The 22803-nt window shown below is 71.0% G+C and carries 27 protein-coding genes; 7 read left to right on the forward strand and 20 right to left on the reverse strand.

Going from position 1 to position 22803, the window contains the following annotated elements; all coding sequences use genetic code 11:
- Positions 1–31: 31 nt before the first annotated feature.
- The 8 genes from mihF to pyrR form a co-directional block, all read right to left on the reverse strand.
- Complete coding sequence (gene mihF, locus ACFWGZ_RS24465) at positions 32–349, reverse strand: integration host factor, actinobacterial type (RefSeq protein ID WP_030471603.1); 318 nt, start codon at positions 347–349, stop codon at positions 32–34.
- Positions 350–641: 292 nt separating this feature from the next.
- A complete protein-coding gene (gene pyrF, locus ACFWGZ_RS24470; protein WP_382453898.1) occupies positions 642–1463 on the reverse strand; it encodes an orotidine-5'-phosphate decarboxylase in 822 nt (273 codons plus the stop codon).
- Positions 1460–4762, reverse strand: coding sequence for a carbamoyl-phosphate synthase large subunit (gene carB, locus ACFWGZ_RS24475; protein ID WP_382453899.1), 3303 nt, complete (start codon positions 4760–4762; stop codon positions 1460–1462). Before carB ends, pyrF begins: the two co-directional genes overlap by 4 nt.
- A complete protein-coding gene (carA, locus tag ACFWGZ_RS24480; RefSeq protein WP_382453900.1) occupies positions 4762–5922 on the reverse strand; it encodes a glutamine-hydrolyzing carbamoyl-phosphate synthase small subunit in 1161 nt (386 codons plus the stop codon). Before carA ends, carB begins: the two co-directional genes overlap by 1 nt.
- Positions 5871–6377, reverse strand: a complete 507-nt coding sequence (locus ACFWGZ_RS24485) for a transporter (protein WP_382453901.1) — start codon at positions 6375–6377, stop codon at positions 5871–5873. Before ACFWGZ_RS24485 ends, carA begins: the two co-directional genes overlap by 52 nt.
- On the reverse strand, positions 6374–7654 hold the full coding sequence (locus ACFWGZ_RS24490; RefSeq protein WP_382453902.1) for a dihydroorotase: 1281 nt from the start codon (positions 7652–7654) through the stop codon (positions 6374–6376). Before ACFWGZ_RS24490 ends, ACFWGZ_RS24485 begins: the two co-directional genes overlap by 4 nt.
- Positions 7651–8583, reverse strand: coding sequence for an aspartate carbamoyltransferase catalytic subunit (locus tag ACFWGZ_RS24495; RefSeq protein WP_382453903.1), 933 nt, complete (start codon positions 8581–8583; stop codon positions 7651–7653). Before ACFWGZ_RS24495 ends, ACFWGZ_RS24490 begins: the two co-directional genes overlap by 4 nt.
- A complete protein-coding gene (gene pyrR, locus ACFWGZ_RS24500) occupies positions 8580–9152 on the reverse strand; it encodes a bifunctional pyr operon transcriptional regulator/uracil phosphoribosyltransferase PyrR (RefSeq protein WP_382453904.1) in 573 nt (190 codons plus the stop codon). Before pyrR ends, ACFWGZ_RS24495 begins: the two co-directional genes overlap by 4 nt.
- Before the next feature lie 257 nt (positions 9153–9409).
- On the opposite strand from pyrR, the gene ACFWGZ_RS24505 reads away from it, so the two are divergent.
- Positions 9410–9898: a transcriptional regulator gene (locus ACFWGZ_RS24505; RefSeq protein WP_030471611.1), complete on the forward strand. Its 489-nt coding sequence runs from the start codon at positions 9410–9412 to the stop codon at positions 9896–9898.
- 343 nt (positions 9899–10241) lie between these two features.
- Here ACFWGZ_RS24505 and ACFWGZ_RS24510 read toward each other — a convergent pair whose 3' ends face one another.
- Entirely contained in the window at positions 10242–11051 is an 810-nt protein-coding gene (locus ACFWGZ_RS24510; protein ID WP_382453905.1) for a sigma-70 family RNA polymerase sigma factor, read from the reverse strand.
- A 77-nt stretch (positions 11052–11128) separates the two neighbouring features.
- Between ACFWGZ_RS24510 and ACFWGZ_RS24515 the strand changes: the two genes are divergently transcribed.
- Positions 11129–11767, forward strand: a complete 639-nt coding sequence (locus tag ACFWGZ_RS24515) for an HD family hydrolase (protein ID WP_382453906.1) — start codon at positions 11129–11131, stop codon at positions 11765–11767.
- A 144-nt stretch (positions 11768–11911) separates the two neighbouring features.
- Here the strand turns inward: ACFWGZ_RS24515 and nusB are convergent, their stop codons facing one another.
- From nusB to ACFWGZ_RS24530, 3 genes are read right to left on the reverse strand one after another with little or no spacing between them, the layout of a single operon-like run.
- Complete coding sequence (gene nusB / locus ACFWGZ_RS24520; protein WP_382411878.1) at positions 11912–12331, reverse strand: transcription antitermination factor NusB; 420 nt, start codon at positions 12329–12331, stop codon at positions 11912–11914.
- Positions 12331–12900 carry an elongation factor P gene (efp, locus tag ACFWGZ_RS24525; protein ID WP_382453907.1) on the reverse strand — a complete coding sequence of 190 codons (570 nt, stop codon included), beginning with the start codon at positions 12898–12900 and terminating at the stop codon, positions 12331–12333. Before efp ends, nusB begins: the two co-directional genes overlap by 1 nt.
- Positions 12901–12931: 31 nt before the next feature.
- Positions 12932–14002 (reverse strand): M24 family metallopeptidase, encoded by a 1071-nt coding sequence (locus ACFWGZ_RS24530; RefSeq protein WP_382453908.1) that lies wholly within the window; start codon positions 14000–14002, stop codon positions 12932–12934.
- A gap of 35 nt (positions 14003–14037) precedes the next feature.
- On the opposite strand from ACFWGZ_RS24530, the gene ACFWGZ_RS24535 reads away from it, so the two are divergent.
- Positions 14038–14454 carry a B-4DMT family transporter gene (locus tag ACFWGZ_RS24535; protein WP_382453909.1) on the forward strand — a complete coding sequence of 139 codons (417 nt, stop codon included), beginning with the start codon at positions 14038–14040 and terminating at the stop codon, positions 14452–14454.
- Positions 14455–14703: 249 nt separating this feature from the next.
- On the opposite strand, the gene ACFWGZ_RS24540 is transcribed toward ACFWGZ_RS24535, so the two are convergent.
- Positions 14704–15081 (reverse strand): VOC family protein, encoded by a 378-nt coding sequence (locus ACFWGZ_RS24540; protein ID WP_382453910.1) that lies wholly within the window; start codon positions 15079–15081, stop codon positions 14704–14706.
- A gap of 25 nt (positions 15082–15106) precedes the next feature.
- On the opposite strand from ACFWGZ_RS24540, the gene ACFWGZ_RS24545 reads away from it, so the two are divergent.
- Positions 15107–15838, forward strand: coding sequence for a Long-chain-fatty-acid--CoA ligase (locus tag ACFWGZ_RS24545; RefSeq protein ID WP_382453911.1), 732 nt, complete (start codon positions 15107–15109; stop codon positions 15836–15838).
- Positions 15839–15860: 22 nt separating this feature from the next.
- Here the strand turns inward: ACFWGZ_RS24545 and aroQ are convergent, their stop codons facing one another.
- The 7 genes from aroQ to ACFWGZ_RS24580 form a co-directional block, all read right to left on the reverse strand.
- On the reverse strand, positions 15861–16289 hold the full coding sequence (gene aroQ, locus ACFWGZ_RS24550; protein WP_382453912.1) for a type II 3-dehydroquinate dehydratase: 429 nt from the start codon (positions 16287–16289) through the stop codon (positions 15861–15863).
- On the reverse strand, positions 16286–17395 hold the full coding sequence (aroB, locus tag ACFWGZ_RS24555) for a 3-dehydroquinate synthase (RefSeq protein ID WP_382453913.1): 1110 nt from the start codon (positions 17393–17395) through the stop codon (positions 16286–16288). The genes aroQ and aroB overlap by 4 nt, the downstream gene beginning before the upstream one ends.
- Entirely contained in the window at positions 17392–17898 is a 507-nt protein-coding gene (locus tag ACFWGZ_RS24560) for a shikimate kinase (RefSeq protein WP_382453914.1), read from the reverse strand. The genes aroB and ACFWGZ_RS24560 overlap by 4 nt, the downstream gene beginning before the upstream one ends.
- The gene (aroC, locus tag ACFWGZ_RS24565; RefSeq protein ID WP_382453915.1) at positions 17895–19094 is read right to left on the reverse strand and encodes a chorismate synthase; all 1200 of its coding nucleotides are present in this window, start codon (positions 19092–19094) and stop codon (positions 17895–17897) included. Before aroC ends, ACFWGZ_RS24560 begins: the two co-directional genes overlap by 4 nt.
- A 13-nt stretch (positions 19095–19107) precedes the next feature.
- Entirely contained in the window at positions 19108–19560 is a 453-nt protein-coding gene (locus tag ACFWGZ_RS24570; protein WP_382453916.1) for a prepilin peptidase, read from the reverse strand.
- Positions 19561–19643: 83 nt separating this feature from the next.
- On the reverse strand, positions 19644–20099 hold the full coding sequence (locus tag ACFWGZ_RS24575; RefSeq protein ID WP_382453917.1) for a PTS glucose transporter subunit IIA: 456 nt from the start codon (positions 20097–20099) through the stop codon (positions 19644–19646).
- Positions 20096–20332, reverse strand: coding sequence for a PTS glucose/sucrose transporter subunit IIB (locus ACFWGZ_RS24580; protein ID WP_330851630.1), 237 nt, complete (start codon positions 20330–20332; stop codon positions 20096–20098). The genes ACFWGZ_RS24575 and ACFWGZ_RS24580 overlap by 4 nt, the downstream gene beginning before the upstream one ends.
- A gap of 110 nt (positions 20333–20442) precedes the next feature.
- Here ACFWGZ_RS24580 and ACFWGZ_RS24585 point away from each other — a divergent pair, with 110 nt between their 5' ends.
- The 3 genes from ACFWGZ_RS24585 to ACFWGZ_RS24595 are packed head-to-tail and all read left to right on the forward strand — an operon-like array spanning position 20443 to position 22778.
- Positions 20443–21198 carry a GntR family transcriptional regulator gene (locus ACFWGZ_RS24585; protein WP_382453918.1) on the forward strand — a complete coding sequence of 252 codons (756 nt, stop codon included), beginning with the start codon at positions 20443–20445 and terminating at the stop codon, positions 21196–21198.
- Complete coding sequence (locus ACFWGZ_RS24590; protein ID WP_382453919.1) at positions 21195–22484, forward strand: PTS transporter subunit EIIC; 1290 nt, start codon at positions 21195–21197, stop codon at positions 22482–22484. The genes ACFWGZ_RS24585 and ACFWGZ_RS24590 overlap by 4 nt, the downstream gene beginning before the upstream one ends.
- Positions 22485–22511: 27 nt before the next feature.
- On the forward strand, positions 22512–22778 hold the full coding sequence (locus ACFWGZ_RS24595; protein ID WP_382453920.1) for an HPr family phosphocarrier protein: 267 nt from the start codon (positions 22512–22514) through the stop codon (positions 22776–22778).
- The last annotated feature ends 25 nt before the right edge of the window (positions 22779–22803 follow it).

Below are 22803 nucleotides of genomic sequence, written 5' to 3' on the forward strand. Positions count from 1 at the left end.
CGGGCAGAGCCCGTCCCCGCCTCGGTGCCAATCACTCTCCGCTGAACTCGGAGAGCAGGGCCTTGCGCTGACGGTCACCGAGACCGCGCAGGCGACGGCTGGGAGCGATCTCGAGGCGCTCCATGATCTGCTGCGCGCGCACCTTGCCGACGCCCGGCAGGGCCTCGAGCAGCGCGGACACCTTCATCTTGCCCAGGACCTCGTCGCTCTCGGCGGCCTTGAGCACGTCCGTCAGGGTCGTGCCGCCGCGCTTGAGGCGCTCCTTGAGCTCAGCCCGAGCGCGACGAGCGGCAGCAGCCTTCTCCAGCGCTGCGGCTCGCTGCTCCTCGGTAAGCTGGGGAAGAGCCACGATTTCCTCCGTGGTGTGGATTCTTTTCGGATCGGTGCCGCGACCGTACCGACCGCAATTGCCTGAGTACAACGCGACCCAGTCAAGAAATCTTCAGCGGTCATGAGTTGAGGCGGCGGGTGGTAGTAGTACCAACACCCTCCGGCGGCCTGATCACTGCCTCCGGCAACTCGTCGCCCACCCTAGGTGTGCTATGAGGCCGGTGACCAGCGGGGCAGCCGGTGGCGTGGACCCTACCAACACATGTTTCCCCAGGTGAGCGCGCCACACACAAAACTTGTGGCGCGCCGTCTCAGTTGAGGCTCTCCTGGACCCTCCGCACGGCGCTGACCAGCGACGATACGTCCGGACCATGCCTGAGGACATCTCGTGAAGAAGTCGGAAAGACGTTGCGCATGTCGGCCCCGAAGAGCCGTTTTAGATCGGCCACGGAGCCTCCCTGAGCGCCGAAACCGGGTGCCAGAACCGGTCCGTTGAACCGGCTGAGGTCCACATCCGTTTCCCCGATCGTGGCCCCTACGACGAGACCGACATCGCCGCACGGGGAAATGCCGGAATTCCGAGCGGTACCGAAATCGATGATCGTCTGCGCGACCGTTCGCCCGTCCGGAGCAACGGCCCGCTGGACCTGCTCCCCCTCGGGGTTGGAGGTGAGCGCGAGCACGAACACGCCCCGGCCGTTCGCGCGCGCCGTGTCGAGCGCGGGCTGCAGCGACCCGAAGCCGAGGAACGGCGACACCGTGACGGCGTCGCCGGCCAGCGGCGAGCCCTCGCCCAGGTACGCCTCGGCGTAGGCGGCCATGGTCGAGCCGATGTCGCCGCGCTTGGCGTCCACCAGCACGAGCGTGCCGGAGTCGCGCAGGTCGGCGATCACGCGTTCCAGCACGGCGACGCCCCGCGACCCGTGGGCCTCGAAGAACGCCGCCTGCGGCTTCACCAGGGACACCTTGCCGCCGAAGGCTTCCACGGCCGTGCGGGCGAACCGTTCGAGGCCCTCCGCGGTCCGCGAGAGGCCCCACGCGTCGAGCAGGCTCGGGTGCGGGTCGATCCCGACGCACAGCGGCCCGTGCGCCTCGACGGCCTTGGTCAGTCTCTCCCCGAACGACGGCCTCACGCGTCACCCCGCAGCGTCGCCTGGAGGGCCTGCAGCGGCTGCACGCCGATGTCACCGCGGATGAGCGCCTCGATGCCGTGCACGGCCGCGGCGGCGCCCTGGATCGTGGTGACGCACGGGATGTCCTTGGCCACGGCCGCGGTGCGGATCTCGTAGCCGTCCACACGGGGACCGCTGTTGCCGTAGGGCGTGTTGAAGATCATGTCGATCTCGCCGGCCAGGATCATGTCGACGACGTTGCCCTCGCCCTCGAAGTGCTTGCGCACCTCGGTGCACGGGATCCCGTTGCGCTTGAGCACCTCCGCGGTGCCCGAGGTCGCGAGGATCTGGAACCCGAGGTCGGCGAGCCGCTTGACCGGGAAGATCATCGCGCGCTTGTCTCGGTTCGCGAACGACACGAACACCTTGCCGGACGTGGGAAGCGAGCCGTAGGACGCCGTCTGCGACTTCGCGAACGCCTTGCCGAACGACGAGTCGATGCCCATGACCTCGCCGGTCGACTTCATCTCCGGGCCCAGCAGCGAGTCGACGCCGTGGCCCTCGGGCGTGCGGAAGCGGTGGAACTGCATGACGGCTTCCTTGACCGCGACCGGCGCGTGCTCGGGCAGCCGGGCGCCGTCGCCGGTGGCCGGCAGCAGGCCCTCGGTGCGCAGCTCCGCGATCGTGGCGCCGAGCATGACGCGGGAGGCGGCCTTGGCCATCGAGACCGCCGTGGCCTTGGACACGAACGGCACCGTGCGCGACGCACGCGGGTTCGCCTCCAGGACGTACAGCACGTCGTCCTTGAGCGCGTACTGGACGTTCAGGAGCCCCTTCACGCCGATGCCGCGCGCGATGGCCTCGGTGGAGCGGCGGACGTTCTCGATGTCCGAGGCGCCGAGCGTGATCGGCGGCAGTGCGCAGGACGAGTCGCCGGAGTGGACGCCGGCTTCCTCGATGTGTTCCATCACACCGCCGAGGAACACCTCCTCGCCGTCGCACAGCGCGTCGACGTCGATCTCGATGGCGTCGTCGAGGAACCGGTCGACCAGCACCGGGTGCTCGGGCGTCACCTCGGTCGCGCGGGCGATGTAGCCCGACAGCGACTCCTCGTCGTACACGATCTCCATGCCGCGGCCGCCGAGCACGTAGGACGGTCGCACGAGGACCGGGTAGCCGATCTCGTCGGCGATCTCCTTGGCCTCGCCGAACGACGTGGCGGTGCCGAACTTCGGCGCGGGCAGGCCGGCCTCGGTGAGCACCTTGCCGAACTGGCCGCGGTCCTCGGCGAGGTGGATCGCCTCGGGCGTCGTGCCCACCACGGGCACACCGGCGTCCGAGAGGCGCTTCGCGAGGCCCAGCGGCGTCTGCCCGCCCAGCTGGACGATCACGCCGGCGACCTCGCCGGAGCGCTGCTCGGAGTGCACGACCTCCAGCACGTCCTCGAACGTCAGCGGCTCGAAGTACAGGCGGTCGGAGGTGTCGTAGTCGGTCGACACCGTCTCCGGGTTGCAGTTGACCATGACGGTCTCGTACCCGGCCTCCCGCAGCGCCATCGCGGCGTGCACGCAGGAGTAGTCGAACTCGATGCCCTGGCCGATGCGGTTCGGGCCGGAGCCGAGGATCAGCACCTTCGGCTTCACCCGCTGCTCCGCGACCTCCGACTCGGCGTTCGGGTCGAGCTCGTAGGCGGAGTAGTGGTACGGCGTCTCCGACTTGAACTCGGCCGCGCACGTGTCGACGGTCTTGTAGACCGGCCGCACGCCGAGGCGGTGCCGCAGCGCGCGCACGCCGTCCTCGCCGGCCAGTTCCGGCCGCAGCACGGAGATCTGCCGGTCGGACAGGCCGGCGCGCTTGGCCTTGCGCAGCAACGACTCGTCGAGCACCGGAGCGTCGAGCAGCTCCGTGCGCAGCGTGCCGAGCCAGGCGATCTGCTCGATGAACCACGGGTCGATGCCCGACGCCTGGTGAACGTCCTCGATGGACGCTCCGAGGCGCAGCGCGCGCTCGACCGTGTAGAGGCGGCCGTCGTGACCGCGCTCCAGCTGCTTGAGCGTGGACTCGAGCGTCACGCCCCCGGGGTCCGGCTGGGTCCAGAACCCGACCGACTTCGTCTCGAGCGACCGCAGGGCCTTGCCGAGCGCCTCGACGAAGTTGCGGCCGATGGACATGGCCTCGCCGACCGACTTCATCGTGGTCGTCAGCGTGGGGTCCGCGCCGGGGAACTTCTCGAACGCGAACCGCGGTGCCTTCACGACGACGTAGTCGAGCGTCGGCTCGAACGACGCCGGGGTCTCGCCGGTGATGTCGTTGGTGATCTCGTCGAGCGTGTAGCCGATGGCGAGCTTCGCGGCGATCTTGGCGATCGGGAAGCCCGTGGCCTTCGACGCGAGCGCCGACGACCGCGACACGCGCGGGTTCATCTCGATGACGACCATGCGGCCGTTCTCGGGGTGGATCGCGAACTGGATGTTGCAGCCACCGGTGTCGACGCCGACCTCGCGGATGACCTGGATGCCGACGTCGCGCATGTGCTGGTACTCGCGGTCGGTCAGCGTCATCGCGGGCGCGACCGTCACCGAGTCGCCGGTGTGCACGCCCATCGGGTCGATGTTCTCGATCGAGCAGATGACCACGACGTTGTCGTTGCGGTCGCGCATGAGCTCGAGCTCGTACTCCTTCCACCCGAGCACGCTCTCCTCGATGAGCACCTCGGTGACCGGGGACTCCTCGAGGCCGATGGCCGCGAGCCGCTCCAGCTCCTCCGCGGTGTAGGCCATGCCGGAACCCAGGCCGCCCATGGTGAACGACGGCCGGATGACGACCGGCAGGCCGAGCTCGGCGACGGTCTTGCGGACCTCGTCCATCGTGTTGCACACGGCCGAACGCGGCACCTCGGCGCCGATCTTGCGCACCAGGTCCTTGAAGATCTGCCGGTCCTCGCCGCGCTGGATGGCGTCGACGTTCGCACCGATCAGCTCGACGTTGTACTTCTCCAGCACCCCGCGCTCGTGCAGCGCGATGGCGGTGTTGAGCGCGGTCTGGCCGCCCAGCGTCGCCAGGATCGCGTCCGGGCGCTCCTGCGCGATGACCTTCTCCACGAACTCGGCCGTGATCGGCTCGATGTAGGTGGCGTCGGCGAACTCGGGGTCGGTCATGATCGTCGCCGGGTTGGAGTTCACCAGGCTGACCCTGATGCCCTCCTCCCGCAGCACCCGGCACGCCTGCGTGCCCGAGTAGTCGAACTCGCAGGCCTGGCCGATGACGATCGGGCCGGAGCCGATGACCAGGATGTGCTTGAGATCAGTCCTCTTCGGCATCAGCGGGCCTCATTCATCATGGTCACGAAGTCGTCGAACAGGGGCGCGGCGTCGTGCGGTCCGGCCGCGGCCTCGGGGTGGTACTGCACGGAGAACGCCGGCGCGTCGAGCAGCCGGACGCCCTCGACGGTGCCGTCGTTGGGGCAGTAGTGCGACAGCACGGCGCGGCCGAACTCCGACGAGAACTCCTCGCCGGGGGTGCCCTCGAGCGCGAACCCGTGGTTCTGCGAGGTGATGGCGACCTTGCCGGTGGTCACGTCGATGACCGGGATGTTGATGCCGCGGTGGCCGTAGCGCATCTTGTACGTGCCGCGGCCGACCGCGCGGCCGAGGATCTGGTTGCCGAAGCAGATGCCGAAGAGCGGCAGCTTGCGGCCCAGCGCCTCCTTCGTCAGACCGATGGCGTGGTCCTGCGTGGCCGGGTCGCCCGGGCCGTTCGACAGGAAGAGGCCGTCGGGGCTGACCTTCAGGACGTCCTCGAACGTGCTGGTCAGCGGCAGGACGTGCACCTCGATGCCGCGTGCCGCCATCATCCGCGGGGTGTTGGACTTGATGCCCAGGTCCAGGGCCGCGACGGTGAACTTCTTCTCACCGACGGCCTCGACCACGTACGGCTTCGCGGTGGTGACGTCGACCGCGAGGTTCGCGCCGACCATCTGCGCGCTCGCCTTGACCTGCTCGACCATCGACGCGTCGTCGGTGAGGTCGGAGCCGGAGAACACGCCGGCGCGCATCGCGCCCTGCTCGCGGATGTGGCGGGTCAGCGTGCGGGTGTCGAGACCCGCGATGCCGACGACGCCCTGGTTCGCCAGTTCCTCGTCGAGGCCGCGCTTGGAGCGCCAGTTCGACGGGGTGCGCGCGGGGTCGCGGACCACGTAGCCGGCGACCCAGATCTTCGACGACTCGTCGTCCTCGTCGTTCCAGCCGGTGTTGCCGATCTGCGGCGCGGTCTGCACCACGATCTGGCGGTGGTAGGAGGGGTCGGTCAGGGTTTCCTGGTACCCGGTCATGGCCGTGGAGAACACGACCTCGCCGAGCGAGACGCCGGTCGCTCCGTACGCCTCACCGCGGAAGACGCGACCGTCTTCCAGCACCAATGCCGCGTTCGTCACGCCTTGCCCTCCGTGTTGATCGGGTGCTGGCCGAGAGCCGCGACCCATTCGTCGTAAACGTCCTTGTCGTCGCCACGGAAGCCCGTGTCGAAGAGGTGGCCTTCGTTCTCCCACTGGACCACCAGCAGCCCCTGCTCGCTGAACATGACCTTCCCGGCGAGGCCGCGGTCGGTGCGGGCGTCGCGGATGGACGCCGCCGGGATGAAGATCGGCGAGGCACCGGTCCGCTCGATCGCGATGCCTTCCGGCACCAGGCTCAGCGTGGCCTCGGCGCGGTGGCCGATGTCGCCGACCTGGACGCGGTCCTGCCAGTTGCCCGCGTTCGTCGTTCCGATGTAGACGCCCGTGGTGGCGAGCCGTGCCGCGCCGAGGTTCGCCGGGGTGACGGGGAACGCCGGGAGGTCTGCCTGCTTGCGCTGACGCCGCTTCCAGCCGTGCCACATGCCGTAGACGCACAGGGCGAAGAAGACGAAGACCGCCAGGGACAGGAGGATCCGGGTCATTCCGCAATCCTCCCCGCCACCGCGGTCACCCGGCCACGCAAGATGGTGGCCGTCACCGCCGCGGGCAGCTCCATGCCCTCGAACGGGGTGTTGCCGGCGATGCTCGCGAGCTCGGCGCCGCGGACCGTCCAGGACGCGTCCGGGTCGACCAGCACGAGGTTCGCGGGCTCGCCGACCGCGATCGGACGGCCCTGGTCGGTCAGGCCGGCGATCTCGGCGGGCTTCTCGCTCATCACGCGGGCGACACCGCGCCAGTCCAGCAGGCCGGTCTTCACCATCGTCTCGACGACGATGCCGAGCGCGGTCTGCAGGCCGAGCATGCCCGGCCGCGCGGCCGACCACTCGCAGTCCTTGTCCTGCACGGCGTGCGGGGCGTGGTCCGTGGCGACGCAGTCGATCGTGCCGTCGGCCAGCGCCTGGCGCAGCGCGTCGACGTCGGTCTGCGTGCGCAGCGGCGGGTTGACCTTGTTGACCGGGTCGTAGGTGGCGAGCCGGTCGTCGGTCAGGATCAGGTGGTGCGGGGTGACCTCGGCGCTGACCCTGGTGCCGCGGGCCTTGGCCCACTTCAGGACGTCCGCGGTGCCGGTGGTGCTGACGTGGCAGACGTGCAGCCGCGCGTCGACCTGCTTCGCGAGCAGGCAGTCGCGAGCCACGATCGACTCCTCGGCGGCGGCGGGCCAGCCCTGCAATCCGAGGCGGGAGGCGTTCTCTCCCTCGTGCGCCTGGGCGCCGACGGTGAGGCGCGGTTCCTCGGCGTGCTGCGCGATCACGGCGCCCAGCGCCTTCGAGTACTCCAGCGCCCGGCGCATGATCAACGGGTCGTGCACGCAGTGGCCGTCGTCGGAGAACACCCGGACGTTCGCCTTGGACTTGGCCATCGTGCCCAGCTCGGCGAGCTTCTCGCCCTTGAGGCCGACCGTGACGGCGCCGACCGGGTGGACGTCGACGAGGCCGGCCTCCTGGCCGCGGCGGGCGACGTGCTCGACGACGACGGCGTTGTCGGCGACCGGGTCGGTGTTGGCCATGGCGAAGACCGCCGTGTAGCCGCCGAGAGCCGCGGCACGGGAGCCCGTCTCGATGGTCTCGGTGTCCTCGCGGCCGGGTTCGCGCAGGTGGGTGTGCAGGTCGACGAAGCCCGGCAGCAGGACCGCGCCGTTGCCCTCGATCACCTCGGCGCCGGAGTCCGTGCCCTCCGCGATCACGCCGTCGCGGATCAGCAGGTCGATCGGCTCCCCCTCGCCGTAGGGACGAACTCCCTTGAGCAGCAAGGGCTTCACGCGGTTTCCTCCTCGTGGGCGAGCAAGTGGTACAGCACGGCCATGCGCACGTGGACACCGTTGCGGACCTGCTCGGTGATGGCGGCCCGCGGGCTGTCGGCGACGACGGAGGCGATCTCCATGCCGCGCAGCATCGGGCCGGGGTGCAGCACGACGGCGTGCTCGGGCAGCAGCTTCAGGCGCCGCTCGGTGAGGCCGTAGGCGATCGAGTACTCGCGGGAGCTGGGGAAGAACCCGCCGGTCATGCGTTCGGCCTGCACGCGCAGCAGCATCACGGCGTCCTGCGACGCGAGCTCGGAGTCGATCTCGTGCGACACCGCGACCGGCCACTTCTCCACGCCCGCGGGCAGCAGCGTGGGCGGGGCGACGAGCGTGACCTCGGCACCGAGGGTCGTGAGCAGGTGCACGTTGGACCGGGCGACGCGGCTGTGCAGCACGTCGCCGACGATCGCGACGCGGCGGCCGTCGAGGCTGCCGAGGCGGTCGCGCAACGTGGCGGCGTCGAGCAGCGCCTGGGTGGGGTGCTCGTGCATGCCGTCGCCCGCGTTCACCACGGACGTGCTGGTGTGCTTGAGCCAGCCCGCGAGCCGGTGGGCGGCACCGGACGCCGGGTGGCGCACGATGACGCAGTCGGCGCCCGCGGCCTGCAGCGTCAGCGCGGTGTCGCGCAGCGACTCGCCCTTGCTGACGCTGGAACCGGAGCTGCTGACGTTGATCACGTCGGCGGACATCCACTTGCCGGCGATCTCGAACGACACCCGCGTGCGGGTGCTGTTCTCGTAGAACATCGTGATCACGGTGCGGCCGCGCAGCGTCGGCAGCTTGCGGACCTCGCGGCCGAGCAGCGCCTGCTTCAGCCGGTCCGCGGTGTCGAGGATCGCGATCGCCTGGTCGCGGTCGAGGCCGTCGGTGGAGAGCAGGTGCTTCACTTCAGCACCACTCCGTCGCGGCCGTCGAACTCCTCAAGGTTCACGACGACGTCCTCGTTCTTGGCCGTGGGCAGGTTCTTGCCCACGTAGTCCGCGCGGATCGGCAGCTCCCGGTGCCCGCGGTCGACCAGCACGGCGAGCTGCACCGCGCGGGGACGGCCGTGGTCGCGCAGGGCGTCGAGCGCGGCGCGGATGGTGCGGCCGGAGAACAGCACGTCGTCGACGAGCACGACCAGCTTGTCGTCGATGCCGCCCTCGGGCAGCTTCGTGGCCTCCAGCGGGCGCGTGGGGCCTCGGCGCAGGTCGTCGCGGTAGAGGGTGATGTCGAGCGTGCCCTCGTGCACCGTCCGGCCGGAAAATTCGGCGATCTTAGCGGCTAGGCGACGTGCGAGGGGGGCTCCCCGGCTGGGAATACCCATCAAGACGACGTCGGGTGCGCTGGGTGCATCGAGAGCGGTCTTCTCGATGATCTGATGGGCCATTCGGGCGACAGTGCGCGCGACGTCACCAGCCGACAGGATCTCGCGATCCCCGGCCGGATCCGTCGCGCCACGTTGACGTGACGCCACGGCTGGACCTCCTTCCCCGCCTCACTGGACGGGTCCTTAAAGGACGTCGGACACCTAGTAACAGCTAGGCTGACCTGCACCGTATCACCTGCGGACGGTCAGCCGTCCGAGTGGTGTCGCCCGCGTGGCGAGCGTCTCGTCCCGAGATCAGCTTGACCTGCCGACCACGGCGAGTAATCATTACTCTGCGTATCGATCTAAGCCTCCCCGCAGCACGCCAGTACTGCTGACGGGGCGAATGAACGGAGAACCGCCACATGGGCGACTACGCCAAGGCGCTGGGGGCCAAGCTCCGCGCTATCCGCCAGCAGCAGGGCCTGTCCCTGCACGGCGTCGAGCAGAAGTCCGGCGGTCGCTGGAAGGCGGTGGTCGTCGGCTCGTACGAGCGCGGCGACCGCGCGGTGACCGTGCAGAAGCTGGCCGAGCTGGCCGACTTCTACGGGGTTCCCGTCGCCGAGCTCCTGCCGGAGGGCCGCGTGCCCTCGGGTGCCGAGCCGGCCACCAAGATCGTGATCAACCTCGAACGGCTGCAACAGCTGCCGGTCGAGAAGGTGGGCCCGCTGGCCCGCTACGCCGCGACCATCCAGTCGCAGCGCGGTGACTACAACGGCAAGGTCCTCTCCATCCGCACCGAGGACCTGCGTTCGCTCGCGATCATCTACGACATGACGCCGGGCGAGCTCACCGAGCAGCTGATCGACTGGGGCGTGCTCCCGCCCGAGGCGCGGCCCGCGAAGGAAGACTGAGCTCCCGGCTCCACGTGGAGCAGTGGCTCCCCCGGCGTCCTGCAAGTCGCCCTGAGGACGGCGGGGGAGCCACTGCTCCATTCGTGTCGGACCTGCTCGGTAAAGTTGAAATCGGGGGATCCCGGCGGGCGCGTGTGTGTGGCGCGCTGCCATCCGCCGACGGACGTGCTCTCGGTCCGTGATGGCGTAGATGCACCCCTCGCGCACCGTGAACGGTCATCAGCGCGACCGGGTTGTCGCGCTGCCTGCCGAAGTCCACATCGGACACCGGCCGCCGCGCCCGAGCCCGCACCTGCCGCGCGCCCAGGCCCGCCTCGTCGTGCGGGCCTGCTCCCCTCGATGCTCACGGAACGAGCGCGGCCAGCTGGTCCCTGTCCTGGATCACGTGGATGGCGGCGATCCGTCCATCCCGGACGGTGAACGCCATCGCCGAGTACAGGACGCCGTCCACGAGGCTGACGAACCCCGCCTCGCCGCCGATGAGCGCGAAGCGGATCTCGGCCGTGCGGGCAACCCTGCCGAACAGGCCGGCGCGTCCGGCGACGGCACGACCGCCCAGCACCTCCAGGGCGCCGGCGCGCAGCACGACGTCCGGGTGCAGCACCGACACCAGCCCCTCCAGGTCGCCCTCCCGCGACGCCTTCAGGAACGCGCGCACCACCGCGCGCTGTTCGGGCAGGCCGGCGTTCGGCGTCGGGCGGTCCTGCACGCGCCTGCGCGCCCGCGACGCGAGCTGGCGGGTGGCGGCGGGCGTCTTGTCGATCAACGGCGCGATGTCGTCGAACGGCACGGCGAACATGTCGTGCAGCACGAACGCCAGCCGCTCGTCGGGCTTGAGCGCGTCGAGGACGATCAGCACGGCGAGCCCGACCTCGTCGGAGGCGATGGCGCGCTGCTCCGGCTCCTCGGCGGTGTCGATCACCGGGTCGGGCATCTCGAACGCGTGCTCGCGGCGGTCGCGCAGCATGTTCAGGCACACGCGGGCGACGACGGTGGTGAGCCACGCGGCCGGGTTCTCGACCTCGCTCGTGTCGGCGCGGTCGACCCGCAGCCAGGCCTCCTGCAGCGCGTCGTCGGCCTCGGCGAACGACCCCAGCACGCGGTGGGCGACGGCGCGCAACCGCGTGCGCTCCTGCTCGAACTGCGCGATCAAAGCTCCCCCTGCGGCTCCCCTGCCGCCGCCCGGCCGACCGGGCGGCGACTGTCCCCGAAGGGTATTCTCCCGGCACCGTGACCACCTCAGACACGGGACTCCTCGCCGACTCGAACCCGCTGCCGCCCGCGCTGGACGCCCGGCTGCGCGACCAGCTCACGTTCCTGATCGAGGTCGACAAGCTCAAGACGGTGCTGCGCCAGTCGCCGCTCGCCGCGGTGCGGCGGCGGGAGAACGACGCGGAGCACTCCTGGCACCTCGCGCTGATGGTGATGACCCTCGCCGAGTACGCCGACGAGCAGATCGACGTCGGCCACACCATCAGGCTCGTCGTCGTCCACGACCTCGTCGAGATCTACGCGGGCGACACGCCGCTCTACGACACCGAGGCGGGCACCAGCCAGCAGGAACGCGAGGAGGCCGCCGCCGACCGGTTGTTCGGCCTGCTGCCCGAGGACGCCGGTCGCGCGATGCGCGCGCTGTTCGACGAGTTCGAGGCGCGCGAGACGCCGGAAGCGCGGTTCGCCAAGGCGATGGACCGCCTGCAACCGTTGCTGCTGAACTGGATGGCCAAGGGCGGCACCTGGCGCACGCCCGGTGTCACCGCGGACGACGTGCGTGCGCGCAAGGCCGTCATCGGTGACGCGTCGGCGCCGTTGTGGGACGCGGCCCGGCAGCTGATCGACGAGGGGGAACGGCGCGGTTGGGCTCGATGATCCGTCACCGCGCCACGCGATAGGTCACGTGCGTGAACCCCTTGCCCGGCCTCGACTCCCGCCGCAGTCCGGGGACGAGGACCGCGGCCAGGTGGCGCGGCACCGCCGGTCACCCGCCGACGGGGTGACCGGCGGTCTCACGGCCTAGAGAACGGCGCGCAACTGGTCCGCGATGACCGCGATCCGGCCGAGCACACCGTTCACGAACCGCGGCGAGTCGTCCGTGGACAGGCCCTTGGCGAGCTCCACGGCCTCGTCGATCGCCACGGCGTCCGGCACGTCCGACGCCCACAGCAGCTCGTACAGGCCGATGCGCAGGACCGCGCGGTCGACCGCCGGCATGCGCTGCAGCGTCCAGCCCTCGGCGTGTTCCGAGATCAGGTCGTCGATGCGCGAGCGGTTCGCGGTGACGCCCTCGACCAGGGAGACGGTGTAGTCGTTCACCGGCGGCACGTCCGGGGACCCGACTCGTTCGGCCAGCAGCGTCACCGGGTCGGTGCCCAGCAGGTCGGCTTCGTAGAGGAAGTCGACCGCGCGCTTGCGGGCCTTGCTCCGAGCACCCATCAGGACTTGTCGCTGATGCGGCCGAGGTAGCGGCCGTCGCGGGTGTCGACCTTGATCTTCTCACCGGTCGTGACGAACAGCGGGACCTGGATCTCGGCGCCGGTCTCGAGCGTGGCGGGCTTGGTGCCGCCGGTGGAGCGGTCGCCCTGCAGGCCGGGGTCGGTGTGCTGGATGACGAGCTCGACCGAGGTCGGGAGCTCGACGTACAGCGGGACGCCCTCGTGCGTGGCGACCAGCGCTTCCTGGTTCTCCAGCATGTAGTCGGCGGCGTCACCGACGGTCTCGCCGGGGACCGGGATCTGGTCGTAGGTGTCGCCGTCCATGAAGATGAAGTCGGCGCCGTCCTTGTAGAGGAACGTCATGCCGCGCTTGTCCACGGTGGCGGTCTCGACCTTGGTGCCCGCGTTGAAGGTCTTGTCGACGACCTTCCCGGTCAGCACGTGCTTGAGGGTCGTGCGCACGAAGGCGCCACCCTTGCCGGGCTTGACGTGCTGGAACGCGGTGACGGTCCACAGCTGGCCGTCGAGGTTCAGCACCAGGCCGTTCTTCAGGTCGTTCGTGGTGGCCACGGTGGGATTTCTCCTGTGTTGGACGGGGGTGTCAGACGACCACGAGTTCCTTCGTGGTCAGGGTGAGGAGCTCCGGCCCGCTTTCGCGCACCACGAGGGTGTCCTCGATGCGGACCCCGCCCCGCCCCGACAAGTAGACGCCGGGCTCGACGGTGACCGCCATACCGGCCGAAAGTGTACCGTCACCTGCCTTCGACAACGCCGGTGCCTCGTGGATCTCCAGGCCGACCCCGTGGCCGAGGCCGTGCAGGAACTCGTTCCCGTGCCCCGCCTTCTCGATCACCTCGCGCGACGCGAGGTCGACGCGCCCGGTCTTGGTCCCCGGTGCCAGGGCGGCGCGCCCGGCCGCCTGCGAGCGCGCGACCAGGTCGTACAGGTCGCGCTGCCAGTCGGCGGGCTTGCCGAGCACCAGCGTGCGCGTCATGTCCGAGTGGTAGCCGTCGACGAGCGCGCCGAAGTCGAGCTTGACGAAGTCGCCGGTGTGCAGCGTCGCGTCGGTCGGCGAGTGGTGCGGCACCGCGGAGTTGGCGCCGAACGCCACGATCGACGAGAACGACGGCCCCTCCGCGCCGTGGTCGAGCATGCGGCTCTCGAGCTCGCGGGCGACCTCGCGCTCGGTCCGTCCGGGCCGCAGGCCGCCGTGCCCGATCAACGCCGCGAGCGCCCGGTCCGCGGCCGCGCACGCCATCCGCAGCGCCTCGATCTCGACCTCGTCCTTGACCAGCCGCAACGCCTCGACCAGACCACCGGCCCTCGTCAGCTCGGCCCGGTCCGCGGCCTTCGTGAGGTGCTCCAGCCCGTCGACCGTGACGTGGTGGCTCTCGAACCCGAGCCGGCCCTTCGCCTTCTTCGCCAGCGCGAGGTCGCACGGCCGGTCGATGAGCCGCTGCAGGTCGGGCACCTGCTTCGCCGACTGCGTCAGGTAGCGGCCGTCGGTGCAGAACAGGTCCTCGCCCTGCGCACCGATCAGCACCGCACCGTTGGAGCCCGTGAACCCGGTGAGATAGCGGACGTTCAGGAGGTTCGTGACGAGCAGCGCGTCGAGGTTCGCTGCTTGCAGCTTTTGGCGCAGTGCGGTCCGGCGTGCGGCGTAGGACGACATGTCCCGCAGCGTACGGCCAGTCCTAAGCTGTCCGCATGCGTCCTTGGTTCGTCCGTGCGTTGTGGATGGGGCTCCTGCACGGGGCCGTGCAGACCGGCGTGTCCGCAGTCGCCGTCCGCAGCCCCGAGGCGAGCTCGGTGCGCCCGATCGCCCTCGCCCTGCTGATCGCCGCCGCCGTGATCTGGGGAGCGGTGGACGCGGCGCGCGAGCTGGAGGACCGCGGCATGCAGTGGTTCGTCGCCGCGCTGATCGCCGGGCCGTTCGCGGGCGCGCTGGGCGTCATCGGGGCCTCGCTGCTCGTGGACCAGACCGGGCAGGAGGCGCTGTGGGTGGCGCTGACGGGCGGGGCGGCGTTCACGGCGCTGCTGGTGCTGGTGCCCGCGGGGCTCGGGATGCTGCTCGGCGGGGTCTTGGCGCGCAAGGACGCGGCCCGCGGCTCGGCGCGCGACTAGCGGCGTGGCTCGGCACGCGAGTGGCGGTGTGGCCCGGTACGCGACCAGCGGCGCGGCCCGGCGCGCAACCAGCGGCGTGACTCGGCGCGTGACCAGCGGCGCGGCTCGACACGCGAGTGGCGGCGCGACCCGGCACGCGACCAGCGGCGCGGCCCAGCACGCGACCAGCAGCGCGACCCGGCACGCGACCAGCGGCGCAGCCCAGCACGCGACCAGCGGCGCGGCCCAGCACGCGACCAGCGGCGCGGCTCAGCGCGCGACCAGCTCGACCTCGAAGCCGTCCTCGTTCTCGAGGAACGCCGCGTAGTGGTCCGGGCCGCCCGCGTGGGGGTGCCGGTCGGCGAACATCAGCCGCCAGCCGCCGGCCACGGCCTGCTCCGTCAGCCGGTCGACGTCGGCGCGGGTGCCGGCGTGCAGGGCGAGGTGGTTGAGGCCGGCTTTCCTCCGATCGTGTGGTCCGGTCAGTGCCGGGGACTGCTCGGCCACCACGTAGGTCTCGCCGTGCTTCCAGCTGACGCCGGCGCTCCAGCGCTGGTGCTCGGTCCAGCCGAGGGCGGTGAAGAGCCGGCCGAGGGTGGCCTCGGCCCTGGCCAGGTCCGGCACCCAGAGTTCGACGTGGTGGAGCATGCGGCGGTCCTCCTACGATCGGCTGGTGGAGATCGTCCCGAACGGCGAGCGCCCCGATCTCCAGGGGGACGCCCAGGCCGCGCTGCGTGACGGCTGGCCCGCGTTCGTGCTGCGCGACCCGGTGTCCGGCCGGTGCCGCGACGCCGTGGCCGAGTACTTCCCCGATTTCGACGTGCTGCTCCTGGAGGACGACGTCGTGCTGGCGCGGGCCACCGCGGTGGCGTTGCGCTGGGACGGCCGGACGTCGGCGTTGCCCGAGGGCGGGTACGACGGGGCGCTGCTCACGTCGGTCGCCGAGCACGAGAGCGGTGTCGTGCCGGACACCCTGTGCATCGTGGCCGCGACGGTGCGGGCGGACCGGACCGGCGGCGGGCTGGCGGGGAAGGTGCTGGCGGCATTGCGGGAGCGGGCCGCCGCGGCTGGGCTGGAGCGGGTGGTCGTGCCGGTGCGGCCGTCGTCGAAGGCGCGCCACCCGGCGACATCCATGGAGGACTTCGCGCGGTGGACGCGCGAGGACGGCCTGCACCTCGACCCCTGGATCCGGACTCACCAACGGCTCGGCGCCTCGGTCCTGGCGCCGGCGCCCCGGTCGATGGTGGTGACCGGGAGCGTGGCGCAGTGGGAGTCGTGGACCGGGGCGGTGTTCCCGCGGACCGGGCGCTACGTCGTCGAGGGCGGGCTGGACCTCGTCGCGATCGACCGGGAGCGCGACCTGGGGGTCTACGAGGAGACGAACCTCTGGATGCGCCACCGGTGAGCGGCTGCTTCTCCGGGTGGCGCTACTTCTTGAGCGACAGCCAGCGCAGGGCGAGCAGGTAGCCCTCGACGCCCAGTCCCACGATCACGCCGCTCGCCACCGCCGAGACGACGCTGTGGTGCCGGAACTCCTCGCGCTGGTGGATGTTCGAGATGTGCACCTCGACCAGGGGCGCGGTGAGCTGGGAGCACGCGTCGCGCACGGCGATCGAGTAGTGCGTCCAGGCGGCGCCGTTCAGCACGACGGGGGTCGAGGCGTCGGCGGCTTCGTGCAGCCACTCGACCATCTCGCCCTCGTGGTTGGTCTGGCGGACCTCGACCTCGAAGCCGAGCTCGCGGCCCTCCGCCACGCACAGCTCCACCAGGTCGGCGTGGGTGGTGCTGCCGTAGATCTCGGGCTCGCGGGTGCCCAGGCGGTTCAGGTTGGGGCCGTTGAGGACCAGGACCTTCACAGCATGACCTTCCCGCTGCCGGTGGTGGGCTCGGCGGCGACCGCGGAGTAGGCGGCGGCGATCAGCGAGGGGTCCGGGCCCTCCAGTCGGCCCGGCTTGGCCAGGCCGTCGAGCACGACGAAGCGGAGCACGCCCGCCTTGTTCTTCTTGTCGACCTTCATGCCCTCCATCAGCTGCGGGAGGGCGTCCGGGTCGTAGGAGACCGGCAGGCCCAGCAGCTGCAGCACCGAGCGGTGGCGGTCGGCGGTCGCGTCGTCGAGGCGGCCCGCCAGGCGGGCCAGTTCGGCGGCGAAGACCAGGCCCACGCTGATGGCGGCGCCGTGGCGCCAGCGGTAGCGCTCGCGGCGTTCGATGGCGTGGCCCAGGGTGTGGCCGTAGTTCAGGATCTCGCGCAGGGACGACTCGCGCAGGTCGTTCGTGACGACGTCGGCCTTGATCCGGATCTTGCGGCGGACGAGCTCGGCCAGCACCTCGCCGGCCGGGTCCAGGGCCGCCTCGGGGTCGGCCTCGATCAGGTCGAGGATGACCGGGTCGGCGATGAAGCCGCCCTTCACGATCTCGGCCATGCCGGCGACGAGCTCGTTGCGCGGCAGCGTCTCCAGGGTGGCGAGGTCGACGAACACGACCTCGGGCTCGTAGAACGTGCCCACCAGGTTCTTGCCCGCGTCGGTGTTGATGCCGGTCTTGCCGCCGACGGCCGCGTCGACCATGCCCAGCAGGGTGGTCGGGATCTGCACCAGCCGCACGCCGCGCATCCAGGTGGAGGCGACGAAGCCGGCGAGGTCGGTGACGGCGCCGCCGCCCAGGCCCACGACGGCGTCGGTGCGCGCCAGGCCGATCTTGCCGAGCACGTCCCAGCAGAAGCCCGCGACGGCGAGGTCCTTGCCGTCCTCGGCGTCGGGGACCTCCACGCGGTGCGCGTCGATCCCGGTCGCCTTCAGCTCCTCGACCAGCACCTTCGCCGTCTCGGCGAGGGTCGGCTGGTGCACGATCGCGACCTTGGCCGTGCCCTCCAGGTGCGCGGTGATCTCGCCCAGCAGCCCCCGGCCGATCACCACGAGGTACGGCTTCTCGGCGTTGACCTCGACGGTCGTCGGCTCGGTCATTGCCCCACTCCCCCGATCACCGCGTCGGTGACCTGTTCCGGGTCCAGCGCATCCGTCAGGACCTCGATCGTCGCGACCTCGCGGTACAGCGGCAGGCGCGCGTCGAGCAGCGCCTTGAACGTCGCGCGCGGGTTCACCCCGGTCAGCAGCGGGCGGTTGGCCGCGAGGCCGGTGCGGCGCACGCCCTCGGCCATGCCCACGTTCAGGAAGACGACGGTGTGCTCGCGCAGCCGGTCGCGGGTCGCGGCGGACAGCACCGCTCCCCCGCCGAGCGCCAGCACGCCCTCGTGCTCGACGAGCGCCTTGGCGACCGCTTCCTCCTCCATCGCGCGGAAAGCGGGCTCGCCGTCGTCGAGGAAGATGTCGGAGATCGGCTTGCCCGCCAGCGCGACGACGTCGGCGTCGACGTCGCGGAACGCCACGCCCAGCCGAGCGGCCAGCAGCTCGCTGACGGTGGTCTTGCCCGCGCCGGGCGGGCCGACCACGACGCAGCGCGGGCTCACATGCCCTCCCAGCGGGCTTCCAGCGCCTTGAGGTAGGCGTGGGCGTTGCGGCGGGTCTCGTCGAGCGAGTCGCCGCCGAACTTCTCCAGCGCCGCCTCGGCGAGCACCAGCGCCACCACGGACTCGAGCACGACGCCGGCCCGCGGCACGGCGCACACGTCCGAGCGCTGGTGGATCGCGACGGCCGCCTCGCCGGTGCGCACGTCCACGGTGGACAGTGCGCGCGGGACCGTCGAGATGGGCTTCATCGCGACGCGCGCCCGCAGGACCTCGCCGTTGGTGATGCCGCCTTCGAGACCACCGGCGCGGTTGGACCGGCGCGTGACGCCGACGGGGCCGCTGCCGCGGTCGATCTCGTCGTGCGCCTGCGAACCCCAGCGCTGGGCGGAGGTGAACCCGTCGCCGATCTCCACGCCCTTCATCGCCTGCACGCCCATCAGGGCGGCGGCCAGGCGCGCGTCGAGGCGGCGGTCCCAGTGCACGTGCGAGCCGAGGCCCGGCGGCAGGCCGTAGGCGAGCACCTCGATGACGCCGCCGACCGTGTCCCCGGCGTCCTTGACGGCCTCGACCTCGGCGACCATGGCCTCGGTGCCGCGCGGGTCGAAGCAGCGCGTGGGCGAGGCGTCGATCGCCGCCAGGTCGTCCGGCGTGGGCAGGGCCGCGTCCTCGGGCGTCGCCGCCTTGCCGATGGACACGACGTGGCTGAGGACCTGCACGCCCAGCAGCTGCTGCAGGAACTGGCGCGCGACCGTGCCGAGCGCCGTGCGGGCCGCGGTCTCGCGGGCGGAGGCGCGCTCCAGCACCGGGCGGGCCTCGTCGAAGCCGAACTTCTGCATGCCGGGCAGGTCGGCGTGGCCGGGCCGCGGCCGTGTCAGCGCCTCGTTGCGGCCCGTGGTCTTGAGCAGGCTCGGGTCGACCGGGTCCGGCGACATGACGGTCTGCCACTTGGGCCACTCGGTGTTGCCGATGGTCACGGCGATCGGGCCGCCCTGGGTCCTGCCGTGGCGCACACCGCCGAGGATCTCGACCTCGTCCTGCTCGAACCCCATGCGGGGCGAGCGGCCGAACCCGAGCCTGCGGCGCCCGAGCTGGGCGACGAGGTCGTCGGTCGTCACCTCGACACCGGCGGGCATGCCCTCCAGGACGGCGACGAGAGCGGGGCCGTGTGACTCTCCAGCGGTGATCCAGCGCAGCACGTTCACAATCCTTTCACAGCGTCGTCAACGCCCAGGTGGCGGCCAGCAACCCCGGTCCGTGGGGCACGGTGCGGGCGCGCCGCAGCGCCGCCAGGGCGAGGGTGACCGCGCTCGACAGGATCGCCGCAGGCAGGAGCGACGGCAGCGCGAGAGGGACGCCGAGTCCGAACGCGAGCTTCACGTCACCGCCGCCCATCAGCGCCGGGCGGAAGCGCCGGACCGCGAGATGAGCGCCACCGAAGACCACCCCGGCGAGCACGGCGGCTCCCAGCCTGTGGAACTCGAGGAGCAGCAGCCCCGCGGCCAGCGGGAGGGTGAGCGCGTCCGGCAACCGGTGGTGCCGCAGGTCGACCACGACGAGCACGATGCCGAACCAGGCCAGCAGGTACGACGAGGGCGGTGCGCCCAGGACGGCGGCGACCGTCCACAACGAGCACAGCGGGAAAGCGAGCAGGACCGTGGTCATGGGGACCACGGTCCTGCCCGGCACGTCTCAGGCCAAGTCCGGGCCTGTCGTGAACGGCCCGTTCACGACGGCCCCGCGCCGGCTCAGCGCGACCAGTCGAACAGCGCGTCGTTCTCCGACACGTCCACGTCCAGCGCCAGGTCGCCCAGCACGTCCGCCGACGCGTCCAGGGCGACCACCGGGCAGATCGGCGCGAACCCGGCCGCCTCGACCTCGGCCGGGTCCCACGTCACGATCCGCTGACCGGCCCTGACCTCCTCGCCCTTGACCACGTGCAGCTCGAAGCCCTCGCCCTTGCGCTTCACGGTGTCGATGCCCAGGTGGACCAGCACCGCGGCGCCGTCACCGGAGGCGACCACGAACGCGTGCGGGTGCAGCGTCACGACCTTGCCGTCGAGCGGCGAGACCACGTCGGCCTTCGACCGGACCGGGTCCACGGCCACGCCGGGGCCGACCATCGCCTGCGCGAAGACCGGGTCGGGAACCTGCGAGAGCGCGACCACGCGGCCGGCCACCGGGCTGCCCACGCGGACGCTCACAGGAGGTCCTCGATGTCCGAGGCGATGGTGTCCGCCTCGGGACCGACGACGACCTGGACGACGTTGCCGGAACGCATGACTCCGTGTGCTCCCAACGCCTTCAGCGCCTTCTCGTCGACGACGGAACCGTCCTCGAGCTCACACCGCAGGCGGGTGATGCAGGGCTCGATCTCGACGATGTTGCCGGCGCCGCCCAGGGCGGCGATGATCTTCTGCGCCTTCTCGTCAGCCACGTTCGTACCTCTCGTTCCCGTAACAGCGGTTGACACCCGCTCAGTGCGCGGAGCATTCTCCCGCACCAACTGGTCTAGACCGGAAAGTACCACTGCGAGGAGGTGAGCGAGTGCACGAGATCGTGGAGGGGCCCAAGCCGAAGCACGCACAGCTGCGCGAGATCCTGCGCCGGCTCGCCGAGCAGGACCTCGCTCCCGGTTCGCCGATCCCGTCCGAGCGCGACCTCGCGGAGCGGTACGGGGTCTCCCGCATCACCGTGCGGGCTGCGGTCGGCCAACTCGTCGCCGAAGGCCTGCTCACGAGGGCCAAGGGGCGCGGGACGTTCACCGCGCGGCGGCGCTACGACCTGCAGCACCTGCTCGCCTCGTTCACCTCGGACATGAAGGCCAGGGGCATCGAGCCGAGCACCGAGGTGATCAGCGCGAGCCAGGCGGCGCCGGGGTCGAAGGCCTCGCTGGGCCTGGAGCCCGACGAGTACGCCTACCGCGTCGTGCGGCTGCGCATGGCCGACGGCGCGCCGCTGGCCCTCGAGACCGGCTGGTACAGCCCGCACCTGCTGCCCGAGCTCGACCGGTGCGACCTCTCCGGGTCGCTCTACGAGCTCTTCGCGGCCAAGTACGGGGTTCAGCTCGACCACGCGCGGCAGACCGTGTGGGCCGAGACCGCCGACGCGGACACCGCGAAGGCGCTCGACGTCCGCAGGGGCAGCCCGCTGCTCGTGTTCCGCAGGGTGGCCAGCTCCGAGGGCAGGCCCTGCGAAGACGTGACTTCCTGGTACCGGGGCGATCTCTACCAGGTGACCATGCAACTGGACCGGACCGTCCCGGGTTCCGGACCCAACTCCGCCAAGGGAGGAACCCGATGAGCACGGACGCCGCAACCGGTGGTCGTGAGATCAAGGGCCTCGCCACGTTGCAGCGCTTCGGTCGCAGCCTCATGCTGCCGATCGCCGTGCTGCCCGCGGCAGGCCTTCTGCTCCGCTTCGGTCAGGACGACCTGCTGGGCAAGGACGGTCTCGGCTGGAACGAGGTCGCCGCGGTCATCGCTGCGGCGGGCGACGCGCTGTTCAGCAACCTCGCGCTGCTGTTCGCGGTCGGCATCGCCGTCGGCTTCGCCCGGCGCGGCGACGGTTCCACGGCACTCGCCGGCGTCGTCGGCTACGTCGTGCTGACGAGCGTGTTCAAGGCGATGTCGCCGCTGGTCCTCGACCAGCCGACCGACCCGGCCGCCAAGCCCGAGGTGATCAACTACGGTGTCCTCGGCGGTATCGTCGTCGGCATCCTGACGGCGCTGCTGTGGCAGAAGTACCACCGCATCAAGCTGCCGCCGTACCTCGCGTTCTTCGGCGGCCGCCGCTTCGTGCCGATCATCGTCGCGGGCGTGATGACGATCCTCGGCGTCCTGCTCGGCCTGGTCTACCCGTGGTTCGACGCGGGCCTGACCGCGGTCGGCGAGTGGGTCACCGGCAGCACGATCATCGGTGCCTTCATCTACGGTGTCGTCAACCGCCTGCTGATCCCGCTCGGCCTGCACCACATCGTCAACAACGTCGTGTGGTTCCAGTTCGGCGAGTTCAACGAGAAGACCGGTGACATCCCGCGCTTCCTCGCGGGCGACCCGACCGCCGGCACGTTCCAGACCGGCTTCTTCCCGATCATGATGTTCGCCCTGCCGGCCGCCGCTCTCGCGATCGTGCACACCGCGAAGCCCAGCCAGCGCAAGATCATCGGCGGCATCATGGGCTCCGCCGCGCTCACCGCGTTCATCACCGGTGTGACGGAGCCGCTCGAGTTCGCGTTCATGTTCGTCGCATGGCCGCTGTACGTCATCCACGCGATCCTGACCGGTACGTCGCTGGCGATCTCGAACGCCCTCGGCGCCCACGACGGCTTCTCGTTCTCGGCCGGTGCGATCGACTTCGTGCTGAACTGGAACATCGCGCAGAAGCCGTGGCTGCTCATCATCCTCGGCCTGATCTACGCGGTGGTGTACTACTTCCTGTTCCGCTTCGTCATCACGAAGTGGAACCTGAAGACCCCTGGCCGCGAGGACGACGAGTCGCCGGAGGCCGACGAGAGCCTGGTCGGCGGCCGGGACGAGGCGGCCACCGCGCGGACCGACGTCCGCGAGCCCAGGACCGACACGAAGTAAGCACGAGCTCTACCGGGAGGAACCATCATGGCCGAGCGACGGGTCACCGTGGCCAGCAAGGTCGGACTGCACGCCCGGCCGGCCGCACTGCTGGCGAAGGCCGCCGCCGACCAGCCGGTCACGGTCACCATCAGCAAGGACGGCGGCGAAGCCGTGGAAGCGGCGAGCGTCCTGGGTCTGATGACCCTCGGCGCCATGCACGGTGACGAGGTGGTGCTCAGCGCCGAGGGGGACGGAGCGGACGCCGCTCTCGACGCCATCGCCGAACTGATCGCCACCGACCACGACGACTGAGTCGTGCCCCTGGTGTGAGCGGGTC

It is taken from the genome of Lentzea sp. NPDC060358 (assembly GCF_042725365.1).
GTDB lineage: Bacteria > Actinomycetota > Actinomycetes > Mycobacteriales > Pseudonocardiaceae > Lentzea.